This window comes from Mesorhizobium sp. ESP7-2, from assembly GCF_020164715.1.
Classification (GTDB): Bacteria; Pseudomonadota; Alphaproteobacteria; order Rhizobiales; family Rhizobiaceae; genus Mesorhizobium.
Map to the genome: position 1 here is coordinate 1 of NZ_JAIUGQ010000034.1, position 23,172 is coordinate 23,172.

18 protein-coding genes are annotated in these 23,172 nt (G+C 62.3%); 10 read left to right on the forward strand and 8 right to left on the reverse strand.

Translation table 11 applies throughout. The features are described from left to right. Positions 1-331 precede the first annotated feature (331 nt). A complete protein-coding gene (locus LB543_RS25325) occupies positions 332-847 on the reverse strand; it encodes a hypothetical protein (protein ID WP_224616110.1) in 516 nt (171 codons plus the stop codon). Between the two features lie 533 nt (positions 848-1,380). Here LB543_RS25325 and LB543_RS33950 point away from each other — a divergent pair. Continuing rightward, positions 1,381-4,164 (forward strand): pentapeptide repeat-containing protein, encoded by a 2,784-nt coding sequence (locus tag LB543_RS33950; protein WP_263498827.1) that lies wholly within the window; start codon positions 1,381-1,383, stop codon positions 4,162-4,164. A gap of 76 nt (positions 4,165-4,240) precedes the next feature. Here the strand turns inward: LB543_RS33950 and lepA are convergent, their stop codons facing one another. After that, positions 4,241-6,046, reverse strand: a complete 1,806-nt coding sequence (gene lepA / locus LB543_RS25340) for a translation elongation factor 4 (protein ID WP_224616111.1) — start codon at positions 6,044-6,046, stop codon at positions 4,241-4,243. Positions 6,047-6,254: 208 nt separating this feature from the next. Between lepA and LB543_RS25345 the strand changes: the two genes are divergently transcribed. The 5 genes from LB543_RS25345 (at position 6,255) to msrA (ending at position 10,301) form a co-directional block, all read left to right on the forward strand. Further along, complete coding sequence (locus LB543_RS25345) at positions 6,255-7,319, forward strand: TadE/TadG family type IV pilus assembly protein (protein WP_140813217.1); 1,065 nt, start codon at positions 6,255-6,257, stop codon at positions 7,317-7,319. Between the two features lie 257 nt (positions 7,320-7,576). Further along, entirely contained in the window at positions 7,577-7,948 is a 372-nt protein-coding gene (locus LB543_RS25350; RefSeq protein ID WP_140765597.1) for an endonuclease domain-containing protein, read from the forward strand. Positions 7,949-8,222: 274 nt separating this feature from the next. Further along, a complete protein-coding gene (locus LB543_RS25355) occupies positions 8,223-8,927 on the forward strand; it encodes a DUF1223 domain-containing protein (protein ID WP_224616112.1) in 705 nt (234 codons plus the stop codon). Positions 8,928-9,095: 168 nt separating this feature from the next. Next, positions 9,096-9,389 (forward strand): hypothetical protein, encoded by a 294-nt coding sequence (locus tag LB543_RS25360; RefSeq protein ID WP_140813214.1) that lies wholly within the window; start codon positions 9,096-9,098, stop codon positions 9,387-9,389. A 186-nt stretch (positions 9,390-9,575) separates the two neighbouring features. Continuing rightward, positions 9,576-10,301: a peptide-methionine (S)-S-oxide reductase MsrA gene (msrA, locus tag LB543_RS25365; RefSeq protein ID WP_224616113.1), complete on the forward strand. Its 726-nt coding sequence runs from the start codon at positions 9,576-9,578 to the stop codon at positions 10,299-10,301. Between the two features lie 226 nt (positions 10,302-10,527). On the opposite strand, the gene LB543_RS25370 is transcribed toward msrA, so the two are convergent. Both LB543_RS25370 and LB543_RS25375 read right to left on the reverse strand, forming a co-directional pair. After that, positions 10,528-11,532, reverse strand: a complete 1,005-nt coding sequence (locus LB543_RS25370; RefSeq protein WP_140765183.1) for a cytochrome d ubiquinol oxidase subunit II — start codon at positions 11,530-11,532, stop codon at positions 10,528-10,530. 283 nt (positions 11,533-11,815) lie between these two features. Beyond that, on the reverse strand, positions 11,816-13,177 hold the full coding sequence (locus LB543_RS25375; protein WP_224616114.1) for a cytochrome ubiquinol oxidase subunit I: 1,362 nt from the start codon (positions 13,175-13,177) through the stop codon (positions 11,816-11,818). A gap of 316 nt (positions 13,178-13,493) precedes the next feature. Between LB543_RS25375 and LB543_RS25380 the strand changes: the two genes are divergently transcribed. Both LB543_RS25380 and LB543_RS25385 read left to right on the forward strand, forming a co-directional pair. Continuing rightward, entirely contained in the window at positions 13,494-14,420 is a 927-nt protein-coding gene (locus LB543_RS25380) for an ABC transporter ATP-binding protein (RefSeq protein ID WP_224616115.1), read from the forward strand. Positions 14,421-14,434: 14 nt separating this feature from the next. Next, positions 14,435-15,196 carry an ABC transporter permease gene (locus LB543_RS25385; protein ID WP_224595953.1) on the forward strand — a complete coding sequence of 254 codons (762 nt, stop codon included), beginning with the start codon at positions 14,435-14,437 and terminating at the stop codon, positions 15,194-15,196. A gap of 56 nt (positions 15,197-15,252) precedes the next feature. Here LB543_RS25385 and LB543_RS25390 read toward each other — a convergent pair whose 3' ends face one another. Continuing rightward, positions 15,253-16,290, reverse strand: coding sequence for a phosphatidylglycerol lysyltransferase domain-containing protein (locus LB543_RS25390; protein WP_224616116.1), 1,038 nt, complete (start codon positions 16,288-16,290; stop codon positions 15,253-15,255). 435 nt (positions 16,291-16,725) lie between these two features. Between LB543_RS25390 and LB543_RS25395 the strand changes: the two genes are divergently transcribed. Then, positions 16,726-17,910 carry a flavin-containing monooxygenase gene (locus LB543_RS25395; RefSeq protein ID WP_224616117.1) on the forward strand — a complete coding sequence of 395 codons (1,185 nt, stop codon included), beginning with the start codon at positions 16,726-16,728 and terminating at the stop codon, positions 17,908-17,910. 191 nt (positions 17,911-18,101) lie between these two features. Here LB543_RS25395 and LB543_RS25400 read toward each other — a convergent pair whose 3' ends face one another. After that, a complete protein-coding gene (locus LB543_RS25400) occupies positions 18,102-20,105 on the reverse strand; it encodes a PhoX family protein (protein WP_224616118.1) in 2,004 nt (667 codons plus the stop codon). A 275-nt stretch (positions 20,106-20,380) separates the two neighbouring features. Between LB543_RS25400 and LB543_RS25405 the strand changes: the two genes are divergently transcribed. Next, on the forward strand, positions 20,381-20,893 hold the full coding sequence (locus tag LB543_RS25405; RefSeq protein ID WP_224616119.1) for a hypothetical protein: 513 nt from the start codon (positions 20,381-20,383) through the stop codon (positions 20,891-20,893). Positions 20,894-21,072: 179 nt separating this feature from the next. Here the strand turns inward: LB543_RS25405 and LB543_RS25410 are convergent, their stop codons facing one another. Continuing rightward, complete coding sequence (locus LB543_RS25410; protein WP_140765197.1) at positions 21,073-21,735, reverse strand: response regulator; 663 nt, start codon at positions 21,733-21,735, stop codon at positions 21,073-21,075. Next, on the reverse strand, positions 21,732-23,123 hold the full coding sequence (locus LB543_RS25415) for a sensor histidine kinase (protein ID WP_224616120.1): 1,392 nt from the start codon (positions 23,121-23,123) through the stop codon (positions 21,732-21,734). Before LB543_RS25415 ends, LB543_RS25410 begins: the two co-directional genes overlap by 4 nt. Between the last annotated feature and the right edge of the window lie 49 nt (positions 23,124-23,172).

The following is a 23,172-nucleotide window of genomic DNA, read 5'->3' on the forward strand; positions in this document are numbered from 1 at the left end:
TCAATGCGGGGCGGCCGTAGTTCGGGGCGGACTGTTACAATTGCCAAGGTCGGCGCTGCCCCTCACTGTCCTGCCGGACATCTCTCCCCGTAAACGGGGCGAGAGGGGCTGGGCGCAACGCCGACGCCTTTCTTGCAACGCTGACAATTGCCGAAAGCATTTGCAATAAGCGTCCCTCGCCCCGTTTACGGGGAGTTGAGGAGCGGTCCGCATAGCGGACGAAAAGCCAACTGCTTGGCTTTTCGAGCGACGAACGCCGGCAGGCAGGTGAGAGGCGGCGCCGACGCCCCATTTTCCTGTCTCGGACGGGGATTGACCTCGACGTGCCCGCTCACCGCGCCGGCTTCAGCAGCGTCCAGATCCAGCCGGCGAAGGTCAGCACCAGGAAGGGATAGCCGGCCGCCGGCAGCGGCGCCGAGGTCGGCAGCAACGGCGCGCCCCACAGCACCATGCCCACCGACACCAGGAACAGCACGGCGGCCACGAGCGCGGTGATCCGCATCCAGAGTGCAAAAGTGTTCGGCACGCTGACCATGATCAGCGCGGCCGCCCAGAGCGAGATGCCGCCGACATAGGAAGGCACGCTGGCCTGCAGGCCCGCCGCATTGCCGGCCAGAAGCAGGCTCTCGCCGGCAAGGAAGGTCAGGAAGCCCGCGGCCACGCAATCATTGCCGAGGCGCTGGTATTTCATCGTGAGCAGCGCGGTGGCCACGACTAGCGCCACGCCATCGATCGCCCACAGCGTCTCGCGCAGCGCATCGCTGGTCACGAAGGTGCCGGCAAGCCCGAAGATGCCGCCGATGGCGAGGCCGAGAGCGGCGGTGGTGTCTAGAGACTTGGTAAGCATCTTTATTCCCCCAAAACGGGAGAATACGCCTGGCCGGGATGATCTCAAAGAGCCGGCGCAACTAGTGTTTGGTGGCGATGGCGCCGGTCGACCCGATATTGGCGTCCGCCGCGCCGATGAATGGTCCGATCGCTGAAAACATGGTGGCGGCCCGCGCCGCTGCGGTCTTCGCTGGAGGCCAACATAAGTAGAGAGGCACAGGGGGACGACCCGCGGATGTATTTGACTTGTCAGGAAATCCGACCGTACTGACAGTACAACCGTGATGGAAACACTAAATGACACTCGCCAGCACCAGATAAGGAGGTCGAAAAGCGAGCATCTTTGAAGTGGAGATCTACAAGCTTTGAAAATTTACACCCTTATAGCGATTTTTATCCGGGCGGCCGCTCAGTTCAATAACCCAATTGGCAATCGTTTGGACCTCACAAAATCCACAACTGACAATATTTCTGCTCCAACACAGATTTCTGAGCCCAAACGCCTTGAATTTCCTCGAGGTAAGTCGGTATGGTATTCAGGGGGGACTTGATATGGGAATTCGGCTCGGAACTAAGCAGAAGACGAGGGACGTACAGCTTTTAGCCACCGGTGTCACGGAAGCAATATTTCAAACCTACCTATTAGGTCCGATTGGAATTTCAAACGCGCTGTCGGCCCTCTTTCGCTCATTCGAAGCAAGTCGGGGGACTGACACCGTTGAAGCACGGGCGACAGCGCTGGTTGAAGAATCAATAGCCTATTCAATTGCATTTCTACTCGGAAGTAGCTCCAGCCACGGGAAGTTCGAAAAACCTGAGATTCACGAATTCGTTTCGCAAACTTTAAACAAAATCCGTCTGATATGTGAGCAGAAGGAGCTTACATTCTCCGTTAGCGCAATTTCCTCTCCTAACACTTTCTTACCATTCAAAATTGCCGCAGACGACACCGTTTATCGCTTCCGGTCTGGGCTACACGGATCAAGCGAAAATAATATTGCTCGCTTCTTTACATACGTTGCCGAAGCAATCCTTAGGGTATCGAGTAAAAGACCGGATTATTTCCGTCAAATGTTTGATGTGCTTGATGGTGCAGCAAGCAAAGCCGGAGAACTAGCGTTGGCATGGGAGAAATACAGGTCGCTCCTGATAAGGCGCTTCGAAGATCAGCCGATCTTTGGTGACGATCCTGAGCATGCTACATCTGTGTCTCAGGTCTATCAACCGCTTCGATGCTGGTGGGATGAAGTAGATCACAAGCATTTCGACCAAGTGTCGATCGACAGCGATGTTGAGATAGATCGCAAGGTCAAGACCATTCGTGTCGACATGCTTGAAGAGACGCTACTAACCTGGCTATCCGGGTTCGATGCATCGGATCGGATTCGCCTTATTTCGGGCGGGCCCGGCTCTGGTAAATCAACTTTTGCGAAAAGGTTGGCAGCCGTCATCGCGCCACAACCAAAATGGAATGTGATCTTCATTCCTCTACAGCGCTTGCACGGAATGGGGCCACTAGAGGAGAGGATAAATAGCTATTTCTCCTATGAGTATGAGGAGCCTTTCGATTATAATAACCAGGCGCTTAACGGGCTGGTAGCGGGAGGTCACAAAGACTGGCTTTTTATCTTCGACGGTCTAGATGAATTGGCCAAGGAAGGAGAAGGCTCCGAGAGCGCCGCACAAGACTTCGCCACTTCGCTTTCTGACTTTCAGGCTAGGCTTGGAGCGTCGATACACGCGAGATTTCTGGTCCTAGGCCGAGCACCCTCTATGCAGGAGGCCAGACGTCGTCTTGGCTTGATGCTTGAGAAAACGCTCAATGTTACGGATATGCTACCGTTTCAACCCGAACGACAAACGACCTCTTTGCGCGGGTGCAAGGTCGTCGGAAATTCGGCAATTTTGTCGGCAGACCAACGTCCAGAGTTTTGGGCGCGATGGGCGGTGGCGAAGGGCAAGAATATAACACCACCGGCCGCAATTACGGCCGAAGAGTTAACGGATTTGACAAAGGAGCCTTTGCTTGCACACCTCCTTATCATCTCTGGGTATGTCGAAGACAGATGGAAAGAGGCTGCCGATAACCGCAATAGGATATATGAGGCGATCTTTAGAAAAATCTGGACAAGGGAGAGCACGAAGGAGACCCGACAGGGTCTCAACGATCTTGGTGAAGTAACATTTTATTCCCTTTTACAGTGCCTCGGTATTGCAGCTTGGCGCGGCGGTGGGCGAACCGGAGATGAGGAAACTTTCAAAGAGATTCGTGACATACTACTGCCTACCTCCACCATAAGAAAAATAGAGAAGGAAAAATCGGCGAACCTTGCCAATGTCGCGTTGCTTTTTTATACGAGGAAAGATGAAGAGCGTGGCGGAGGCTACGAGTTCATACACAAGAGCTTTGGTGAGTATCTCACAGCCTGCGGTCTATTCGATGCGTTCCTACGTTGGGGTAAGCAAACACGCGATGAAGATAGTGATTTCGTCGAGACAAACTTTCTTGAGCGGTGGCTAGCGCTGACGGGTGCGACGGCGATCAGCCATGAGGTCCACTCGTTCTTGCGAAATGAGGTTCGCCTGAAGTCGTCGGGGCAAATCGCCGAGGCCGCACTCCAAGCGAGAACGTGGATTGAGATAGCAAAGGGGCCGCTATCTTCGTCGTTGACGTACGGGTTCCCTCTCCCAAAGGCTTCAAAGTCGTGGCGAGAATTGGAGCGAGAGCAGTTGAACGCCGAGCTTGCCCTTTGGGCTATGCTCGATTCCATCGGACGAGTTGCGTTTCCTATCGGGCAGGCGGGGGAGATTGACGGTTGGCTGCCAGGGCCGATTTTTATACCCGGTCTATCAGACGACCCTCACGGTTTAGCTAGATTGCTTCATCGCCATGACTTGATTGGGGACGCTGCGGGTTTTTACGTCCATCCGGACACGTTTTTTGCTGCAGGTGAAGTCAATCCTATGGGGAAGATGATTTCACGTATCGACTATAAGGGGTCGGTTATCAGTATTTCTAGGCTGTCCGGGTGTGATTTACGAGGGGCGGACCTCACGGACACAAGATTCTTAGGGACAAATGTCTTTATTTCAAGTTTCGCCCACGCAAAATTAGATAGAGCCGTGTTTGTTGGGGCGCAAATTGCTCACTGCACTTTCGAATCGGCATCGATGAACCAGGCAGATTTTCGAGAGACGAAGCTAAATACTGTAGAGATGACGCAAGATCAGATAGATTCTTCTCGCTTTAAAAACAAGCGAGCAATAAAGAACGTTATATCTAGCACCACACGAAGCACCATGATGATAAACGTCGACAATTTTTTTGAGAGGTAACGATTACCTTTTAGCACGGTGTCCAAAAATCTTCTCTCAGAACTGAAACAAAAAAGGGAGTAGACAGAATAGCCCCTCAATCCCCCATCTTCAGCGCCTGGATAAACGCCTCCTGCGGGATATCCACCTTCCCAAATTGCCGCATCCGCTTCTTGCCCTCTTTCTGCTTGTCCAGCAGCTTGCGCTTGCGCGACACGTCGCCGCCGTAGCACTTTGCCGTCACGTCCTTGCGCAGCGCCGAGATGGTTTCGCGGGCGATGACCTTGCCGCCGATGGCGGCCTGGATCGGGATCTTGAACAAATGGTGCGGGATCAGCTCCTTGAGCTTCTCGCACATCTGCCGTCCGCGCTTTTCCGCCGCCGTGCGGTGGACCAGCATCGACAGCGCGTCGACCGGCTCCTCGTTGACCAGGATCGACATCTTCACCAAATCGCCCTCGCGGTAATCGGTCAGGTGATAATCGAACGAGGCATAGCCCTTCGAGATCGACTTCAGCCGGTCGTAGAAATCGAAGACGACTTCGTTGAGCGGCAAATCGTAGGTCAGCATGGCGCGCTTGCCGACATAGGAGAGGTCGGCCTGGATGCCGCGCCGGTCCTGGCAGAGTTTCAAAATGCCGCCGAGATAGTCGTCGGGGGTCAGGATCGTGGCGCGGATCCATGGCTCCTCGATGGCCGAGATCTTCACCACGTCGGGCATGTCGGCCGGGTTGTGCAGTTCCTTCACCGAGCCGTCATTGAGCAGCAGCCGGTAGACGACGGACGGCGCCGTGGCGATCAGGTCGAGATTGAACTCGCGCTCCAGCCGCTCCTGGATGATTTCGAGATGCAAGAGGCCCAGAAAGCCGCAGCGATAGCCGAAGCCGAGCGCCGCACTTGTTTCCATCTCATAAGAAAAAGAAGCGTCGTTGAGGCGCAGCTTGCCGACGGCGGCGCGCAGGTCCTCGAAATCGGCGGCGTCGACCGGGAACAGGCCGCAGAACACCACCGGCTGCGCCGGCTTGAAGCCGGGCAGGGCGTGCGCGGTCTGGCGCTTGTCCTCGGTGATGGTGTCGCCGACGCGGGTGTCGGCCACTTCCTTGATCGAGCCGGTGAAGAAACCGAACTCGCCGGGGCCGAGCTCCTCGACATTGATGCGGGCCGGCGTGAACACGCCGGTGCGCTCGACCAGGTATTTGGCGCCCGTGCCCATCATGCGGATGGTCTGGCCCTTCTTCAGCACGCCGTCGATGACGCGCACCAGCACGATGACGCCGAGATAGGCGTCGTACCAGCTGTCGACCAGCATCGCCTTCAGGGGTGCCGTGGCATCGCCCTCGCGCGGCGGCGGCAATTGGTGGACGATGGCTTCCAGCACGTCGGGAATGCCAAGGCCGGTCTTGGCCGAGATCAGCACGGCGTTGGAAGCGTCGATGCCGATCACCTCCTCGACCTGCTCGCGGATGCGCTCGGGCTCGGCGGCCGGCAGGTCGACCTTGTTCAGCACCACGACGATCTCGTGGTTGTTGTCGATCGCCTGGTAGACATTGGCCAGCGTCTGCGCCTCGACGCCTTGGCTCGCGTCGACGACCAGCAGCGAGCCCTCGCAGGCGGCGAGCGACCGCGAGACTTCATAGGCGAAGTCGACATGGCCGGGCGTGTCGATGAGGTTGAGGATATAGTCCTCGCCATTGTCGGCGCGGTATTTCAGCCGCACCGTCTGCGCCTTGATGGTGATGCCGCGCTCGCGCTCGATGTCCATCGAGTCCAGCACCTGCTCCTTCATGTCGCGCAGCTCCAGCCCGCCGGTCGACTGGATCAGGCGGTCGGCAAGCGTGGATTTGCCATGGTCGATATGGGCGACGATGGAAAAATTTCTGATGTGGTCGAGGGGCGTGCTCATGCCGCGCGCTTTAGCAGGGGCGGCAACCGGCGGCAAGGCTTGCGGCGCAAGGGCTGCCTTGCCGCTCACAAAGCGGTGACATCAGCCAAAAAACCGAGAAAATCGGCCTTCGCGCCAAGAATGCATAAAATTTGATCGATCGCATTAGACCTTGGTTTGCCGGCTGCGTGGTAATTGCACGGTCGCTAATGTCTGTCGGGGGTTGGAAATGTTCAGGGTTTTGCGCGGCTTTGCCCGTTCCCGCAGCGGGTCGATGATGCCGCTCTTCCTGGTGATGCTGATGCCGCTGATCGTGGCTGTCGGCATGTCAGTCGACTATACCAGCGCGGTCGAGACCAGGTCCAACCAGCAGCAGGCGCTGGATGCCGCCATCCTGGCGATCACCACCATGGATACCACGTCGACGCTGCCGCAGCGCCAGACGATGCTGCAGAATTCCTTCATCGCCAACGGTGGACAGGGCACCGCGACGCTGACCAACTTCGTGGCTGGCACCACCGCCACCGCCACCACCGCCCAGGCCACGGCAAGTTTCGCCATGCCGACCGTTTTCATGAGCATCGCCAGGATCAACACCGTGCCGATCGCCGTGGGTGCGGCGGTAACCAAGCCGCCGGCACTGGTTGCGGCGACGTTCAAGGTCACCGGCGTGTCGGGTTACTGGAACAAGACGATGACGCTCTACGGTACGCAATTCGGCGCGGCGGTGGCCAAACCGCTGATGACGATCGACTATACCTATGGCAACACCAGGGACCCGAAGGGCTATGGCACCACCAATGTCAACGTCCTCACCACCGATTCAGCCGGCAACACCGTCACCACGCTGGTCCAGAAGCAGGTCTGCACCGTCGGCAGCAATCCGCCAAGCGGCGTGACCCTCAAGACCGATGCGAGCGGCACGAAATATTACTGTGTCGACACGATGTACCCGGCCAACAGCGCCGGCGCGTCGATCGACGTCAGCGCGATGGGCGGCCTCTATTTGCAGATGGATGTGCCGTCGGGCAACCCGAAAAAGCTGATCTCGAACGACCCGGCCACGTCCAACCGGCTCTATAGCGGGTTGAGCGCGACCAACCTGACCGAGACCGCCACCGGCCAGCCCGTCGACATCTTCGGCGTCGTCCCTTGCGGCGCGACAGCCTATCAGGCCTGGGAAGACGGCGGCAACGCGGTCCCGGCGCCTGTCACCAACGCCGACTTCTTCTACAACGTCACCGGCAAATGCGACTTCAACAAGCGGCCCTCGGACACCGCGCTGACGCAGTGACGTAGACGCTTCTTCCTTCTCCCCTTGTGGGAGAAGGTGGCCTCGCGAAGCGAGGTCGGATGAGGGGTGTTCCAGGGAACACCGACGCCTCATTCCGCTGGAACACCCCTCAACCGTCTCGGCGCTGCGCGCCGATACACCGCCCTGGACGAGTCACGGGCCTCGCCCGCCCTTCGGGCCCCACAAGGGGAGAAGGGAACGCGTGCCTTTGCCACCGGGGCTGTAGACGGACCGCAGCGTTCGACTAATCTCACGTCATGCCGCATCAACCCGTCCCTCCCGCCAAACGCAATTTTGCCCGCTCGCTTCGTCGTGCCATGACGGAGGCTGAAGGCAGGCTTTGGCAGGAGCTGCGCGACCGCAGGCTCGACGGGATAAAATTCCGGCGCCAGATGCCGTTTGGAAAATACGTCGCGGATTTCGTCTGCATCGAAGCCAGCCTTATCATCGAGATAGATGGCAGCCAGCACGCGGATTCGGATTCGGACCGCAGCCGTGACGCCGACCTGAAGGCGAGAGGCTTTCGCATCCTGCGCTTCTGGAATGACGACGTCCTGAGAGACATGAACGCCGTCTGCGACACGATCATCGCCTATATCAGGGACACGAGTCTGCAGCCTTGGCGTTAGCGTCGATTTTTCCTTCTCCCCTTGTGGGAGAAGGTGGATCGGCGCGTAGCGCCGAGACGGTTGAGGGGTGCGCCACAGAGTGCCGTCCTTGCCAAGCTGGAACACCCCTCATCCGACCTCGCTTCGCGAGGCCACCTTCTCCCACAAGGGGAGAAGGGAAGAAAGCGCAGGCGCCTTCAATCACAAACCGGTGAGCGTTGTAACGAAGCTCATCGTGGCGGCGAAGTGGGGACATGACGGGCGCATCGTGGCGCCGTCCCCACGGAGCACGCCGATGTCGCCAGTCATATCAAGCAGGTTCCTCGCACTGTCCGGCCTCGCCGGGATGGCGCTCGCCGCCTCGCTCGCCGGCGCCGTCGCCCAGCCGCTCACCGTGGTCGAGCTGTTCACCAGCCAGGGCTGTTCGTCCTGCCCGCCGGCAAATGCCAACCTCATCAAGGTGAAGGACCGGCCCGGCGTGCTGGCGCTGTCGTTCAATGTCACCTACTGGGACTATCTCGGCTGGAAGGACACGTTCGGCAAGCAGGAATTCACCCAGCGCCAGGTTTCCTACGAGCGCCCGCTCGGCCATGACGGGCCGTTCACGCCGCAAGTGGTGGTCAACGGCCATGCCGATGTCGTCGGCGCCGCGCCCGGCCAGATCGAACATCTGATCGCCGCCACGGGCAAGACCGGCGGCCCCTCGCTGTCGCTCGCCGGCGGCAAGGTCGCGATCGGCGCCGGCTCGGCGCCTGGCGGCAAGGCCGATGTCTGGCTGGTGCGCTACACCAAGGGTGTCGTCGAGGTGCCGGTGGCGCGCGGCGAAAACACCGGCCGCACCTTGCCGCACGCCAATGTCGTGCACGCACTGACAAGACTCGGCAGCTGGAGCGGCGAGGCCAAGACGCTCGATCTGCCGGCAGCCTCGGGCGGCCTCAGCACCGCCGTGCTGCTGCAGTCGCCCGGCGGCGGGCCGATCCTGGCCGCCGCCGCCAACTAATGCATGTCGCGCAAAAGTGACCTCGGTTTTGCGACGACGACATGCATCAAGCAACAATCACGTTCAGGCAAAGACTTGCCGAGCAGAGATTTGCGCCGCCGCATGGGCGGCGGCGCAACAGCCCGGCCGCCCAAAGGGCGTGCCACCAACCCCACAAGGAAACCGACCATGACCAATTTCTCACGCCTGACGCTGCCGGCGCTCGCGCTTGCTCTCTGCTCGACGGCGCTGTTTGCCGGCGGCATCGCGCGCGCCGACGACGCCACCAATGCGATGAAGCCCGCTGCCAACGCCATGGCGCCGGCCGCGGACGCCATGAAACCGGCAACCGATGCGATGAAGCCCGCCGATCCGATGGCCACCAACTCCATGAAGCCCGCCGCCGATGCCATGAAGCCGGCGGACGCGATGAAACCGGCGACCGACGCGATGAAGCCGGCAACGGATGCCACGGCCAATTGAGACTGGTCCGTGGCCTTCTGTCCCTGGCGGGCTCCCTGTCCAGCCGGGGACAGTTGCCGGAGCAATCCCGGGAAAGGCGTGAGGTCCCGGAGCACGCGAATGTGAGCCTCCGCCGCAACTCGCGCATCGCGCCACGGTAGCTGATCCAATAGACTGATCCCTGTGCAACCCATGAGGAGTGCAACCATGACCAATATCGACAATCGTCCGATGGGCTTTGTCCGGGGCGGGCTCGCCGCACTCGCCCTTGCCGTCGCGGGCGCCGCCTTCTGGCTCACGCCCGCCATCTCCGCCGAGGATGCGGTGAAGATCCCGCCGCCGGCGATCGACGAAAAGGCGGCCCCAGGCAGCGAAAAGGCGATCTTCGCCGGCGGCTGCTTCTGGGGCGTGCAGGGCGTGTTCCAGCACGTCAAGGGCGTCAGCAAGGCGGTGTCCGGCTACACCGGCGGGTCAAAGGAGAACGCCGTCTACGAGACGGTCGGCACCGGCCGCACCGGCCATGCCGAATCCGTCGAGATCACCTATGATCCGTCCAAGGTGACCTATGGCCAGCTGCTGCAGGTCTATTTCTCGGTCGCCCACAACCCGACCCAGCTCAACTACCAGGGCCCGGACTCGGGCACCCAGTACCGCTCGACGATCTTTGTCGAGAACGACGCGCAAAAGAAGATCGCGCAGAGCTACATCGCCCAACTCGACAAGGCCAAGGTGTTTTCCGAGCCCATCGTCACCACGCTGGAGACCGGCAAGACCTTCTACCCGGCCGAGAACTACCACCAGGATTTCCTGACGCTGAACCCGACCTACCCCTACATCGTCTACAACGACCTGCCCAAGGTGGCGAATTTGAAGGCGCTGTTCCCGTCGCTGTACAGCGAAAAGCCGGTGCTGGTGCTGTCGGCGAGCAATTGAGATGGGCGCCTAGAAGGTGACGTCGGCGGGACAGCGCCCCCCTCTGTCCTGCCGGACATCTCCCCCTCAAGGGGGGAGATTGGCAGCGTCGACCCCGCGCCTTTTCCACATCGAAAGTTGGCGAAAGCAGTCATGACATCCGATCTCCCCCCTTGAGGGGGAGATGGCCGGCAGGCCAGAGGGGGGCGCCTCGCTGTGACCTCGAAAGCCACCGCTCTACCCACCCTCAATCGTAAGTCAGATCCGTCGCCTTGCCGCCGAACACGCGGTAGGCATAGAACGAATAGAAGATGATGATCGGCAGCACCACCACGGTGCCGGCCAGGATGATGGCCAGGCTTTCGGTCGCCGACGCCGCTTGCCAGATGGTCAGTCGATCGGGCACCACATAGGGATAGAACGACCAGGCAAGCCCGGCAAAGCCGAGCGCGAAGATGGCGGCCAGCGTCAGGAACGGCGTCAGCGAATGGCGGTCGTCGGGCCGCGGCAGATGGAAGGTCTGCCGCCACAGCCAGAGAAACAGCAGCGCCGACAGGATCGGCAGCGGCGACAGATAGAGCATCTGCGGCCAGCCGAACCATTTGGCGAAGATGCGCGGGCTGGCGAAGGGCGTCGCCAGCGACACCGCGGCCATGCCGAGCGCGGTCAGCACCAGCGCCGTGCGCAGCCAGAGCACCGCCTTCTTCTGCAACTCGCCCTCGGTCTTGTAGATCACCCAGGCCGCGCCCATCGCGGCGTAGGCCGCCGCCAGGCAGAACGCCACCAGCACGCCGAACGCCATGCCGCCCGGCCCGATATCGAGGCCGAGCACGTAGACGCCCAGCATGTAACCCTGCGCCAGCGAGGCGATGACCGAGCCGAGGAAGAAGATGCGGTTCCAGCGGTGCTTGCGGCCGGCCGGCACCTTGGCGCGGAAATCGAAGGCGACGCCGCGCAGGATCAGCCCGACCAGCAGCACGAACACCGGAATGTAGAGCGCGGTCAGGATGACGCCATGCGCCAGCGGAAAGGCGACCAGGAGCAGGCCGACGGCCAGCACCAGCCAGGTCTCGTTGGCGTCCCAGAATGGGCCGATCGCCGCGATCATCGTGTCCTGCTCGGTGTCCTCGGCGGCGGCGAACAGGATGCCGATGCCGAGGTCGAACCCGTCGAGAATGACATAGATCAGGATGGCGAGGCCCATCAGGCCGGCGAAGATGAGCGGGAGCAGGGTCGGCCAGTCGTAGGTCATGGGTATATCTCCCAGCCGCGATGTGTCGGGTGCACGGCCTTACCGCTTGAAGCGATCGTTTCAGATCGATTGTCGGAGTTGGCGCCGCCCCTCATCGCCCTGCCGGGCACTTCTCCCCGTATAGTGACGGGGAGAAGGGGGCTGGCCGCAACGCCGGCGCCATCCATGCAACGTTGGCGATTGGCGAAACCATAAGACATAGCGCCCCTCTCCCCGTCACTATACGGGGAGAGGATGCCGGCAGGCAGGTGAGGGGCGGCGCGGACCTGCGGTGAAAACATGCTCACTCCCCCGCCGCCGGTTGCGACATGGCCGTCTTCATCACACCCGGCAGCGGCGAGGTGTCGCCATCCTTGGCCGCCTTCAGCGCCAGATGCACCAGCACGCCGAGATAGGCGATCAGCAAAAGCACATAGAGGAGGAGATAGATGACGAGCGTCAGCGCGACATGGCTGCCGGCCACCGGCCCGACGGCGTCGGCGGTCTTCAACACGCCGGTCACCAGCCAGGGCTGGCGGCCGATCTCGGTCGTGTACCAGCCGGCCAGCGTCGCCAGCCAGCCCGACAGCGCCATCGGCACCATCAGCAGCGCGAGCGGCCTGGGCAGCGAATGCCGGCGCTTGAGGAAGAAGGCGGCCGACCACGAGACGGCGAGCATCAAAAGCCCGGTGCCGACCATGATGCGGAAGCTCCAGAAGAGTGGAAAGACCGGCGGATGGTTGCCCGGGAAATCGTTCAGCCCCGGCACGACGCCGTCGGCGCTGTGCCGCAGGATAACGCTGGCGCCGTCCGGAATCGTGACCTCGAATCTGTTTTCCTTGGCCGCCTCGTCGGGCAGCGCGAACAGCACCAGCGGCACGTTGGGGCCGGTGTTCCAGTTGGCCTCCATGGCGGCGATCTTCTGCGGCTGGTGTTCCAGCGTGTTCAGCCCATGCTGGTCGCCGGCCAGGATCTGGATCGGGATCAGGATGGCGGCCGTGAAGACGCCGGTGCGCAGCGCCTTCCACATCGATTCCGAACGGTCGCCCTTGAGGTAGCGCAGCGCCGACAGGCCGGCGATCAGGAACGACACGGTGAGCCCCGAGGCGAGCAGCATGTGCACCAGCCGGTAGGGCATGGAGGGGTTGAAGACGATGGCCCACCAGTCGACGGCGTGTGCCACGCCGTCGCGCATCTCGAAGCCGGCCGGCGTCTGCATCCAGGAATTGAGCGCGATGATCCAGAACGCCGACAGGGTGGTGCCGCCGGCGACCAGCACCGTCGCCAGCGTGTGGACGCGGTTGGAGACGCGGCGGAAGCCGAACAGCATGATGCCGAGGAAGGCCGCCTCGAGGAAGAAGGCGGTGAGGATCTCGTAGGCGAGCAGCGGCCCCGCGATGTTGCCGACATGCTGCATGTAGCCCGGCCAGTTGGTGCCGAACTGGAAGCTCATGGTGACGCCCGACACGACGCCCATGGCGAAGGACAGCGCGAACACCTTCACCCAGGTGAAATAGGCGCGCATCCAGGCGGAATCATTGGTCGCATTGTAGCGCAGCTTGAAGAACAGCAGCACCCAGCCAAGGGCAATGGTGATCGTCGGAAACAGGATATGAAACGAGATATTCGCGCCGAACTGCATGCGCGAGAGAATGAGCGGGTCCATGGCGGGCTCCGGCTGCTTATTACTATTCGACGCAATTCCCTAGGGAAAGCGTTGTGCGCTTTTCCCGGGCAACGCGCTTTTTCCTGGAATTGCTCCAATACTGGCGAAGGATAGGCCCGAAGCGGGATCAGGTCAAAGCGGCGTCCCGCCGCGAGGCTGAACGCCACAGGACAATTTTGCCGGTTGCAAGCGACGCATTTCCGGCCAGTCCCCGGGCTTCGATGTCCAGAACTGGCAGCAAGGCATTGACTTGCGGTTGCACTGGGCGACAACAGGCCTATATCAAGTCACCTCTTTCAGGCAGCCGTTTTCAACCATGCCGTCCATTCTGTCCATTTCCGGGGTCTCCAAGACCTACGCCACCGGCTTCACCGCGCTCAAGGAAGTCAGTCTCGACATAGAGCGCGGCGAGATCTTCGCCCTGCTCGGTCCCAACGGCGCTGGCAAGACGACGCTGATCTCGATCGTCTGCGGCATCGTCAACCGCTCGTCGGGCACCGTCACCGTCGACGGCCACGACATCAACAAGGACTATCGTGCCGCGCGTAGCCTGATCGGGCTGGTGCCACAGGAACTCACCATCGATGCCTTCGAGACCGTGTGGGCAACCGTCAACTACAGCCGCGGCCTGTTCGGCAGGCCGGCCAATCCGGCCTTTGTCGAGAAGGTGCTGCGCGATCTGTCGCTGTGGGACAAGAAGGACTCCAAGGCGATCACGCTGTCGGGCGGCATGAAGCGGCGGCTGATGATCGCCAAGGCGCTGTCGCATGAGCCGCGCGTCCTGTTCCTCGACGAGCCGACCGCCGGCGTCGACGTCGAACTGCGCCAGGACATGTGGGCGATGGTGCGCCGGCTGCGCGAGGACGGCGTCACCATCATCCTCACCACGCACTACATCGAGGAAGCCGAGGCGATGGCCGACCGCGTCGGCGTCATCAATCGCGGCGAGATCATCCTGGTCGAAGGCAAGGCCGAACTGATGCTCAAGCTCGGCCGCAAGCAGATGTCGCTGGAGCTGCGCGCCCCGCTCGGCAGCGTGCCCGACGGGCTCTCGAACTACGCGCTCGAACTGTCGCCGGACGGCAACCAGCTCACCTACACCTATGACAACCAGAGCGACCGGCCGGGCGTCGCCTCGCTGATCCGCGATCTCGAGGCGGCCGGCATCCAGTTTCGCGATCTTGACACCAAGAACAGCTCGCTCGAAGAGATCTTCGTCAATCTCCTGAGGCAAGAGCCATGAACCCGCGCGCTGCCATGAATCTACGTGCAGTGTGGGCGATCTATCGGGTCGAGATGGCGCGTGCGTTCCGCACCGTGCTGCAGAGCATCATCTCGCCGGTCATCTCGACATCGCTCTATTTCGTCGTCTTCGGCTCGGCCATCGGCTCGCGCATCACCGAGATCGACGGCATCAGCTACGGCGCCTTCATCGTGCCGGGACTGATCATGCTGTCGCTGTTGACGCAGTCGATCTCCAACGCCTCCTTCGCCATCTACTTCCCGAAATTCGTCGGCTCGATCTACGAGCTCCTGTCGGCGCCGGTCTCCTATCTGGAGATCGTCATCGCCTATGTCGGGGGTGCGGCCACCAAGTCGATCATCCTCGGCCTGATCATCCTGGCGACGGCCTCGTTGTTCGTGCCGCTGCACATCGAGCATCCGTTCTGGATGCTCGCTTTCCTGATCCTGACGGCGGTGACCTTCAGCCTGTTCGGCTTCATCATCGGCATCTGGGCGAAAAGCTTCGAGCAGCTGCAGCTGGTGCCGCTGCTGATCGTCACCCCGCTGACCTTCCTCGGCGGCAGCTTCTATTCGATCCACATGCTGCCCGGCATCTGGAAGACGATCACGCTGTTCAACCCGGTGGTCTACCTGATCAGCGGATTCCGCTGGAGTTTCTACGGCAAGGCCGACGTCTCGGTCGTCGTCAGTCTCGGCATGACGCTGGTGTTCCTGGCGGTCTGCATCGCGATCGTGGCGTGGATCTTCCGGACCGGCTACCGGCTGCGCAACTGATCGGCTGGGACTTGGTTCCTCTCCCCCGCTCCGCGGGGGCGAGGAAAGGGCAAATCTCAAATTGCCTTGACCAGCCGCAGCAACCCCAGCATCTCGATATAAGTCCCCTCGCGAAAGGCGATGTAGACCGGCTCCTCGACGCCGTGGAAACGGCGCTTGAATGCCGCCTGGCCCTGCAGGTTGAACCTGCGGCGGTTGACCCAGGGCGAATCGTAGGCGCGCTGGAAGGTATTGCGCCAGAAGTCGCTTTCGGCAAATCCGCTCGGGCCGACATCGACGAGCGGCGACAGGCCGAGCGTCACCACCGAAACGCCTTCCTCGCGAAAGCGGTCGACGGCGAATTTGGTCAGGCCGATCTCGGCATGCGGCGAGGCATCGATATGCTTGCGCTTGAAGGCGGTGGTGTAGCCGATCACCTTGCCGCCGGCGAACAACGGATCGAAGTCGAGCAGGGCGACCAGGTCGCCATCGGGACCGTGCAGCACGAAACGGCGCATGTCGCTGCCGAGCTGATCGTAAAACGGACGGTTGAGGAAACCCATCTCCCATCGCTTGACGATGCGGTCGCCGCGCCAGTTTTGGGAGAGCCGGGAGATCTCGTCGAGGTGGATCGTGCGTTTGTCCTCCTCGAACGAAAAGCCTTTCTTCAGCAGCCAGCGCTCGGAATAACGCACCGTTTCGTTGCGCTTGCCGGAAAAATCATGCTCGGGCAGCGGCAGGCGGGTGTCGATGCCCAGCCGGTTCACCTTGTAGCCGAGGCCGGCAAGGACCTGGGCGGTCTGTTCGCCGATCTGCACGAACCATGGGCCGCCGGCGCTCTCGACGAAGCGTCTGATATAATCGGGCCGCTGCGCCGGCGCCGCCACCGGATCGCCGAGCGCGAAATGATGCTTCATCTTGGTGCCGAAGGCGATGTAGCCGTCGGCGTCGCCAAAATAGGAAAGCTTGGGCTGCACGGCGGTGGAATAGGCGAGCGAGAAGTCGCCATGGCGGCGCACCAGCGCCAGCCGTTCGACATGCGTCAGCGCCCGGCGCTCGACCTTGGGCGAGGCACCCTCGAGGATGTTGTCGAAATAGATCCGCAAGGAGGGCATGGTCGAGATTCCGCGTGCCGTTTGTGGCGCGACGTGTCCGCCGACACGCAAGACGCGCCACGGCGTCTTGATTTTTCGCGGGTAGCCGAAATCGGTTGCCGGTTTCGAATGCCTGCGTCCGTGACGAGATCCGCCAGCCCCCGGACCTCGAATCAATCACTTTGCCGCGACCTGATTATCGCCGATGCCGCCGATATGCCATATAGGGCTGGATGTATTCGGACAGAAGCGGGTAATCCGCTCCATGTCGTTGTTTTGGCCGCGGCGCCGCGACCGGCTGTTTCCACCGGGTGGCGCAATGCTCTGGAAGCGAGACCGCGCCTCGGCGCGGGTCATCGAAGATCGGCATCGATTTGCCGTTTGGCGCGATCAAACGGTTACAGCGGCCTGCGAGCCTTCGGGGTTGCGGTAAGGGCGAATGGGATTTGAGATTGAATGGCTGATACAACACCTGGGACGATGATGGAGCAGCTGGTGGCGGTCGAGCCGGCGATCGTCATTGGCGCCGGCGTCGCCGGGCTGGCTGTCGCGCAGGCCTTGATGAAGGCCGGCGTGGCGACGGCGATCCTGGAGAAGGAAAGCCGGCTGGCCGAGCCCTGGCGCCGGCGCCACGAACAGCTGCACCTCAACACCCACCGCGATCTCTCGGCGCTGCCCGGCCTTGCCTATCCCAAGGGTACCCCCGCCTTTCCGCACCGGGATGTTGTCATCCGCCATATGAGCGATTTCCATGAGGCGAACCGTTTGCCGGTGGAGTTTGGCGTCTCCGTCGAGGCCATCACGTCCGGGGGCGACCACTGGATCGTGCGCACCAGCGCCGGCTTGCGCCTGGCGCGTCATGTCGTTGTCGCCACCGGCCGCGACAGGGAACCCTTCACGCCGCAATGGAAGGGCATGCAGGCGTTCGCGGGCCGGATCGTCCATTCGGCGGATTTTGGCGACGCCCAGGCCTATGCGGGCAAGAAGGTGCTGGTGGTCGGCGCCGGCAATTCGGGCTTCGACGCCCTCAATCATCTGGCGGGCGTCGATACCGCCGCTGTCTGGCTGTCGGCCCGCAACGGCCCCGCTCTTTTGCCCAAACGCGTCGGCAAGATCGCCGTGCACCGCCTCTCGCCGCTCATGGCGCGCCTGCCGCTGCGCGTCGCCGACGCGGTCATGGCGGTGACGCAGCGCCTGGTTTTCGGGGATCTGACCAAATTCGGCCTGCCGCCCGCGCCCGCCGGCGGCGCCAGCCGCCTGACCTCGGACTATACCGCGATCGCCGCAGACGATGGCGCCGTCGACGCCATCAAATCGGGCAGGATCGTGGTGGTGCCGGGGATACGGGAGTTCACCCGCGATGGCGTCATCCTGGCCAATGGCAGCCTGATCGCTCCCGACATCGTCATTGCCGCGACGGGCTACCGCACCGGGCTGGAGCGCATGGTCGGCGATCTCGGCGTCCTCGACGAGAAGGGCGTTCCGCTCTTCAACGGCGGCCAGGCCGATCCGAAACTGCCCGGCCTGTGGTTCACCGGCATGCGGCCGAGCATCCGCGGCTGCTTCGCCAATGCCGCCATTTTGGCCAGGGCGATAGCTGGGCGGATCGCCGGTCCCGGCCATCCGGGCACCTCACGCTGATTTCGGCTCCAGTAGTCGGAACCGACAGCCTCGGTCGGCATCTCCTCGTCGGCCTTGCCGGCATTGTTGAGGGCAAGCGAGGGTGAGAGCCAATTCACGCGCCAATCTTTCCCGAGGCTTGAATACAACACCGCACATAAAAAGAGGGGCCTCGGATCCCCGAAGCCCCTCCCGCTTTGTCTCGCCCGACGTCAGACGGCGATCTTGCCGCCGCCCTGTTTGGTGATCGCCACGACCGCCGGCCGCACCGGCATGTCGGGCTTGAAGTCGGGCCAGCGGGTCGACGGGTCCTCATAATAGGAGGGCCGGCCAAACGCTTCCCAGTCCTCGCCACCGTCGCCCGGATGCTGGACGGCGACGAAGGCGGTCTGATCGTCCGGCGTAAACAGCGGCCCGCACATCTCGGCGCCGATCGGCACCCGGAAGAACAGTTTCGAGGTCGCCCGCGCCGATCCTTCCGTGTCCACCGCCCACAGGCCGTCGGTGCGGCCGGTGGCTTTCGGGCCCTGGCCGTCGGTGGCGACCCACAGGCGCCCGGCCGAATCGACCGCGCAATTGTCGGGCATGCCGAACCAGCCATTGGCCGTCGTCGCGGTGGAGAAGGTGGCCCCGACATCGGCCACCGACGGGTCGCCGCATTTCAGCAGCACTTCCCACTTGCCCTTGGTGGCGGCGAAATCGCCGCCGTCCTCGACGATCTCGATGATATGGCCGAAGGCATTCCCGGCGCGAGGGTTGGCGGCCTCGACCTGATCGGCCTTGCGCTTGGAATTGTTGGTCAGCATGACATAGACCTTGCCGTTGCCGGCATTGGGCTGGATGTCTTCTGGCCGGTCCATCTTGGTGGCGCCAAGCAGGTCGGCGGCGCGGCGCGTCTCGATCAGCACGTCGGCCTGGCCGGCAAAACCGTTTTCCGCCGTCAGCGGACCCTGGCCGAACACGATCGGCATCCATTCGACCGAGCCGTCCTCGGCGAATTTGGCGACATGCAGCGTGCCGTCGTCGAGCAGGTCCTTGTTGGCCGCGCGGTCGCCGGCGTTGAACATGCCCTTGGTGACGAATTTGTAGACATAGTCGAAGCGCTCGTCGTCGCCGAGATAGAAGACGACGCGGCCGTCCTTGGCGACGATCGATTCGGCGCCCTCATGCTTGAAGCGACCCATGGCGGTGCGCTTGCGCGGCACCGAATTCGGGTCGTTGACGTCGACCTCGACGATCCAGCCGAAGCGGTTGGGCTCGTTCGGTTCCTTGGCGAGGTTGAAGCGGTCGTAATGCCCGCCCCATTCATAGGCGCCTTCCGGGATGCCGAGGCGCTTGTAGTTGGCGGCTTCCTTGTGGCCTTCCGGCAGCTCGCCGGAAAAATAGCCATGGATGTTCTCCTCGGCCATCACATAGGTGCCCCAGGGCGTGACGCCGCCGGCGCAGTTGTTGATCGTGCCGAAGACTTTCATTCCGGACGGATCGGCATTGGTCTTGACGCGGTCATGGCCGGCGACCGGGCCGGACAGCGCCATCTCGGTGCTGGAGGTGATGCGGCGGTTGAGCTTGCCGTCGCGCACCACCTGCCATTTGCCGCCGTCCTTGCGGATCTCGACGATGGTGCCGCCATGGGCGGCCATCTCGACATCGACCTGCTCCTTCGAGAGCGGCGCCACCTCGGCCGACTTCTTGCCGTCCTTCTCGACGATCTTGACGAGGCCCGGGAACATCAGATGCGGGTTGGTGTATTCGTGGTTGACCACCAGCAGGCCATGGTCCGCCGAGCCGTCGATCGCGATATAGCCGACATAGTCGTTGTTGTAGCCGAACTGCCTTGCCTGGGCTTGCGCCGACTGCTTGGTTGGGTCGAATTCCGGCGAATCGGCAAACAGCGGATCCCCCCAGCGCAACAGCACGTCGGCGTCGTAGCCCGGCGCGACATGGTGCTTGTCGTCGATACCGGCCTCCAGCTCGTCGAATTTGAAGGCCGAGCCGTCCGCGGCGCGGGCATCGCCGGCGGCGATCATGGCCAGCGGGCTGACGGTGGCGGCGATCGCCGAGACGGCAAGCGAACCTTTGAGGAAGCCACGGCGCGAAAAACGTGCGGCGATGATCTCGCCCATCGTGCGGTTTTCGCTGGGATTGTTGGCCGGGCCTTCGTTTTCCTCGAGCAGGCTGGTGCGGAATCGGGCGTCGGGGGTGCGATGTTCGGTCATGGGAGCCTCTGGCTTGGATTGGCTGGAGCTTGTTGCCTGTTCGACGCCTTACAGTCGGCGGATCACATTTTCGTGACAGGATATCGGCCCTGCCGCTCCCTCACGCTACCGTTTTTCATGCCGGGTCTGGGACTTTGGTCCAACCTTGCGCCTGCAAAGGTCCTGAGAGAGAAACGCAACGGTCGGAGGTCGCTTCCGGTCACCACGTCTTTCGGCGATGTTGGTTGCACTGCAACGTTGGGGTGAGCGCGCCGGCTCAATCGACGGAGATCAGTATGCACGGATCGATCACGGCCCGTTGTTGCCGTCTGGTTCTCGGATCGGCGGCCCTTCTGGCGCTGACCGTCGCCCCCTATGGAATTACCCTCCATGGCTTCGTGCCTGGAATCCATGCCGCAACCGCACATGCCGACAGGGGTGGCAACAGCGGCGGCGGTAGCAGCGGCAATGGCAACGGCGGCGGTAACAGCGGAAACGGCGGTAACAGCGGCGGCAGCAGTGGCAACGGCAACAGTGGGAATAGCGGGAACAGTAACGGGAATAACGGGAATAGCGGCGGCGGCAACAACGGAAAAGGCAAGGGGCAGGGCGACAACAACTCCAGCCATGTCAACGCCACGACCGGCGACAAGGTCGACGTGGACGGCAGCAAGATTTCAGTTCAGCACCCCGACGGCATGACGGAAACCATCGAGAACGGCCGTTTCAGGATGAAGGATGCGCTCGGCCGCACGATCATCGACCGCCGGGCCACACCGGCCGATGTCAGCCGTCTCAAGGGCCTGTGAATTTCGGCCCTGTGAATTTCGCCCTTGTGAAGCTGGTCAACAGGCAACGACCGGTTTCACACGTCACCTCCGCCGCCCCCCGGCGGAGGTGACCTCCTTTTGCGTGGCGTAGCGCTTTTCCTGGCGGAATGCGTAAAAACAAGAGCTGGAGCGACTCGGCGATCAAACGCTGAACCGCCCTATGAGAAGTCCCGCTCGCGGTCGCGAAACTCGCGCATCATGAGGGCTGCTTCAGTGCGGTTTCGCACGTTGAGTTTCGACAGCACCCCCGTCATGTGGTGCTTGACGGTCTTCTCCTGCAGCTCCAGGCGCAAGGCGACTTCCTTGTTGCTCAGCCCCTCCGCCACCAGCCGCAGGATTTCGGTCTGCCGGCCGGTGAGTTGCCGCAGCCGGTCCGCCACGCCGTTGGCAGGCTGCAGGGACTGCACATCGGAAAGCAGCCGGGCCGACAGCATCGGCGAAAGATAGCTTTCGCCAGCCGCCACGTTGCGCAGGATATCGGCGAGCGAGCGCGACCCGACGCCTTTGAGGACATAGCCGCGCACCCCCGCGTTCAGGGCCTTGGTCACATCGGCATTGGCCTCTGAAACAGTCAACAGGACGATCTTCTGGGCGGGATGGTCGGCAAGGATGTTTGCAACCGCGGCCAGGCCGCCGCCTGGCATCGAAATGTCGAGCAGCAAGATGTCGGGCTGCACGGTCGAGGCGATGCGTTCCGCGTCCTGCGCGGTCGCACCTTCCCCGGCCATCTCGAAGCCTCCGATCTCCGACAGGCTGCGCGTCACGCCTTCGCGGAACAGCGGATGGTCGTCGACAATGGCGATGCGGATTGCGCCCATCATGCTTGCTCCTCAACCGAAAGACGGATCACCAGCTTCGTGCCTTTCGGCCCGCTCAGGGTTTCGAACTGTCCGCCGATGCTTTCGACCCGCTCCCTGAGGCCGGCCAACCCCAACCCCTCGGCCCGCGCCGGATCGAAGCCCGGCCCGCCATCCGACACTTCAACGAAAAGCCTGCCATCTTTCATTCCTGCACGCACCGCCTGATCCTTCCCCCGCCCGTGGCGGTAGGCATTGTTCAGCCCCTCCTGCACGAAGCGATAGATGCTGATCTTCTCAGAAGCGCCGGGCTCGGGCAAATGTCCGGGCAGCGTCAGCTTCACCGACGTGCCGGTACGGTGCTCATGTTCCTCGATGGCCAGCCGCAACACATCCGCCGCCGCCGCCGTTTCTATCTGCGGCAGCACCAGGCCGTTGCAGATGCCGCGTATCTCGCGCATCGCGTCCTCCAGCGTCTTGCGGATCATCGCGACCTCGGTCGAGCGACCTTCGCTGCCATGGCCGTCGCCGGTAAACACAGGACTGTCCATGCGCAGCGCCGCCAGGGCCACGAGCTGGGCAGGGCCGTCATGCAGGTCGGCGCCGATCCGCCGCAGGTATCTTTCGTTGAGTGCGGTGGCGCGCCGCGACGCCCGCTGCACGCGTTGCCGCAAGGCGCTGTTCTGCGTCACCAGGCCTTGCAGCTCCGACACCTGCCGGCGCAGCGCCCCGCGCTGGTCGTCGATGGTGCGGCTGGCGCGCAGGACGATGCCCGACAGAAGCAGGAATGCGGTCAAGGTGGTGCCGGCCACGACCAGCCAGCTCGACCGCAGGGCGGAAGCCAGCGTGGCTTTGAAATCGGTCGCGACCTCATAGAATTCGGTGACGGCGACCACGTCGCCGGACCAGGGTTCGCGCACCGGATTGTAAATCTCGAGCAACGGCACGCCCGAGCCCCGCACCTTGTCTTCGTTTTCGTCGAACGTATCGAATTGGGCAACGACACTGCCCTGGAAGGCGGAACGCAGATTTTTGTTCAGGTCGAAGCGGCGGCCGATCAATTCCGTGTCCTTCGCGTAGAGCACCGTGCCGTCGCGGCGCCAGAGCCTGAACGATGCCAGGCGTTTGCCGAGCGCGCCCTGGCCGAGCGTCTCGTCGAGCGCCTGTTTGACGGATTCGCTGAGCTCCTCGTTCTTGCGCAGGTCGGGCAGCAGCGGCGCAATCACGCTGTCGACATAAAGCGCCGTCGTGGCAGCCGAATTGCGGGTGACGCCGTCCCGGATCTGCGTCGTCACCCAAGTCCCTACGACCAGCATGACGACAAGCAGCCCAAAGCCGCCGGCAACGACGAATTGCAGGGCAAGGGAAAGCTCGCTCCAGCGCCGCGCCAAGTTCTGAAGAATACGAATCATGGACCCCTGACCGCCCTTCTATCGACATGCCGGGCGATTCCAGCACATT

Coding starts and splice junctions, on each gene's coding strand:
- LB543_RS25355 (WP_224616112.1), top strand. CDS start 8,223: ATGTCGCCAGTCATATCAAGCAGGTTCCTCGCACTGTCCGGCCTCGCC.
- LB543_RS25390 (WP_224616116.1), bottom strand. CDS start 16,290: ATGCCCTCCTTGCGGATCTATTTCGACAACATCCTCGAGGGTGCCTCG.
- LB543_RS25410 (WP_140765197.1), bottom strand. CDS start 21,735: ATGATGGGCGCAATCCGCATCGCCATTGTCGACGACCATCCGCTGTTC.
- msrA (WP_224616113.1), top strand. CDS start 9,576: ATGACCAATATCGACAATCGTCCGATGGGCTTTGTCCGGGGCGGGCTC.
- LB543_RS25415 (WP_224616120.1), bottom strand. CDS start 23,123: ATGATTCGTATTCTTCAGAACTTGGCGCGGCGCTGGAGCGAGCTTTCC.
- LB543_RS25345 (WP_140813217.1), top strand. CDS start 6,255: ATGTTCAGGGTTTTGCGCGGCTTTGCCCGTTCCCGCAGCGGGTCGATG.
- LB543_RS25395 (WP_224616117.1), top strand. CDS start 16,726: ATGGCTGATACAACACCTGGGACGATGATGGAGCAGCTGGTGGCGGTC.
- LB543_RS25325 (WP_224616110.1), bottom strand. CDS start 847: ATGCTTACCAAGTCTCTAGACACCACCGCCGCTCTCGGCCTCGCCATC.
- LB543_RS25405 (WP_224616119.1), top strand. CDS start 20,381: ATGCACGGATCGATCACGGCCCGTTGTTGCCGTCTGGTTCTCGGATCG.
- LB543_RS25375 (WP_224616114.1), bottom strand. CDS start 13,177: ATGGACCCGCTCATTCTCTCGCGCATGCAGTTCGGCGCGAATATCTCG.
- LB543_RS25350 (WP_140765597.1), top strand. CDS start 7,577: ATGCCGCATCAACCCGTCCCTCCCGCCAAACGCAATTTTGCCCGCTCG.
- LB543_RS25400 (WP_224616118.1), bottom strand. CDS start 20,105: ATGACCGAACATCGCACCCCCGACGCCCGATTCCGCACCAGCCTGCTC.
- LB543_RS25385 (WP_224595953.1), top strand. CDS start 14,435: ATGAATCTACGTGCAGTGTGGGCGATCTATCGGGTCGAGATGGCGCGT.
- LB543_RS25370 (WP_140765183.1), bottom strand. CDS start 11,532: ATGACCTACGACTGGCCGACCCTGCTCCCGCTCATCTTCGCCGGCCTG.
- lepA (WP_224616111.1), bottom strand. CDS start 6,046: ATGAGCACGCCCCTCGACCACATCAGAAATTTTTCCATCGTCGCCCAT.
- LB543_RS33950 (WP_263498827.1), top strand. CDS start 1,381: ATGGGAATTCGGCTCGGAACTAAGCAGAAGACGAGGGACGTACAGCTT.
- LB543_RS25360 (WP_140813214.1), top strand. CDS start 9,096: ATGACCAATTTCTCACGCCTGACGCTGCCGGCGCTCGCGCTTGCTCTC.
- LB543_RS25380 (WP_224616115.1), top strand. CDS start 13,494: ATGCCGTCCATTCTGTCCATTTCCGGGGTCTCCAAGACCTACGCCACC.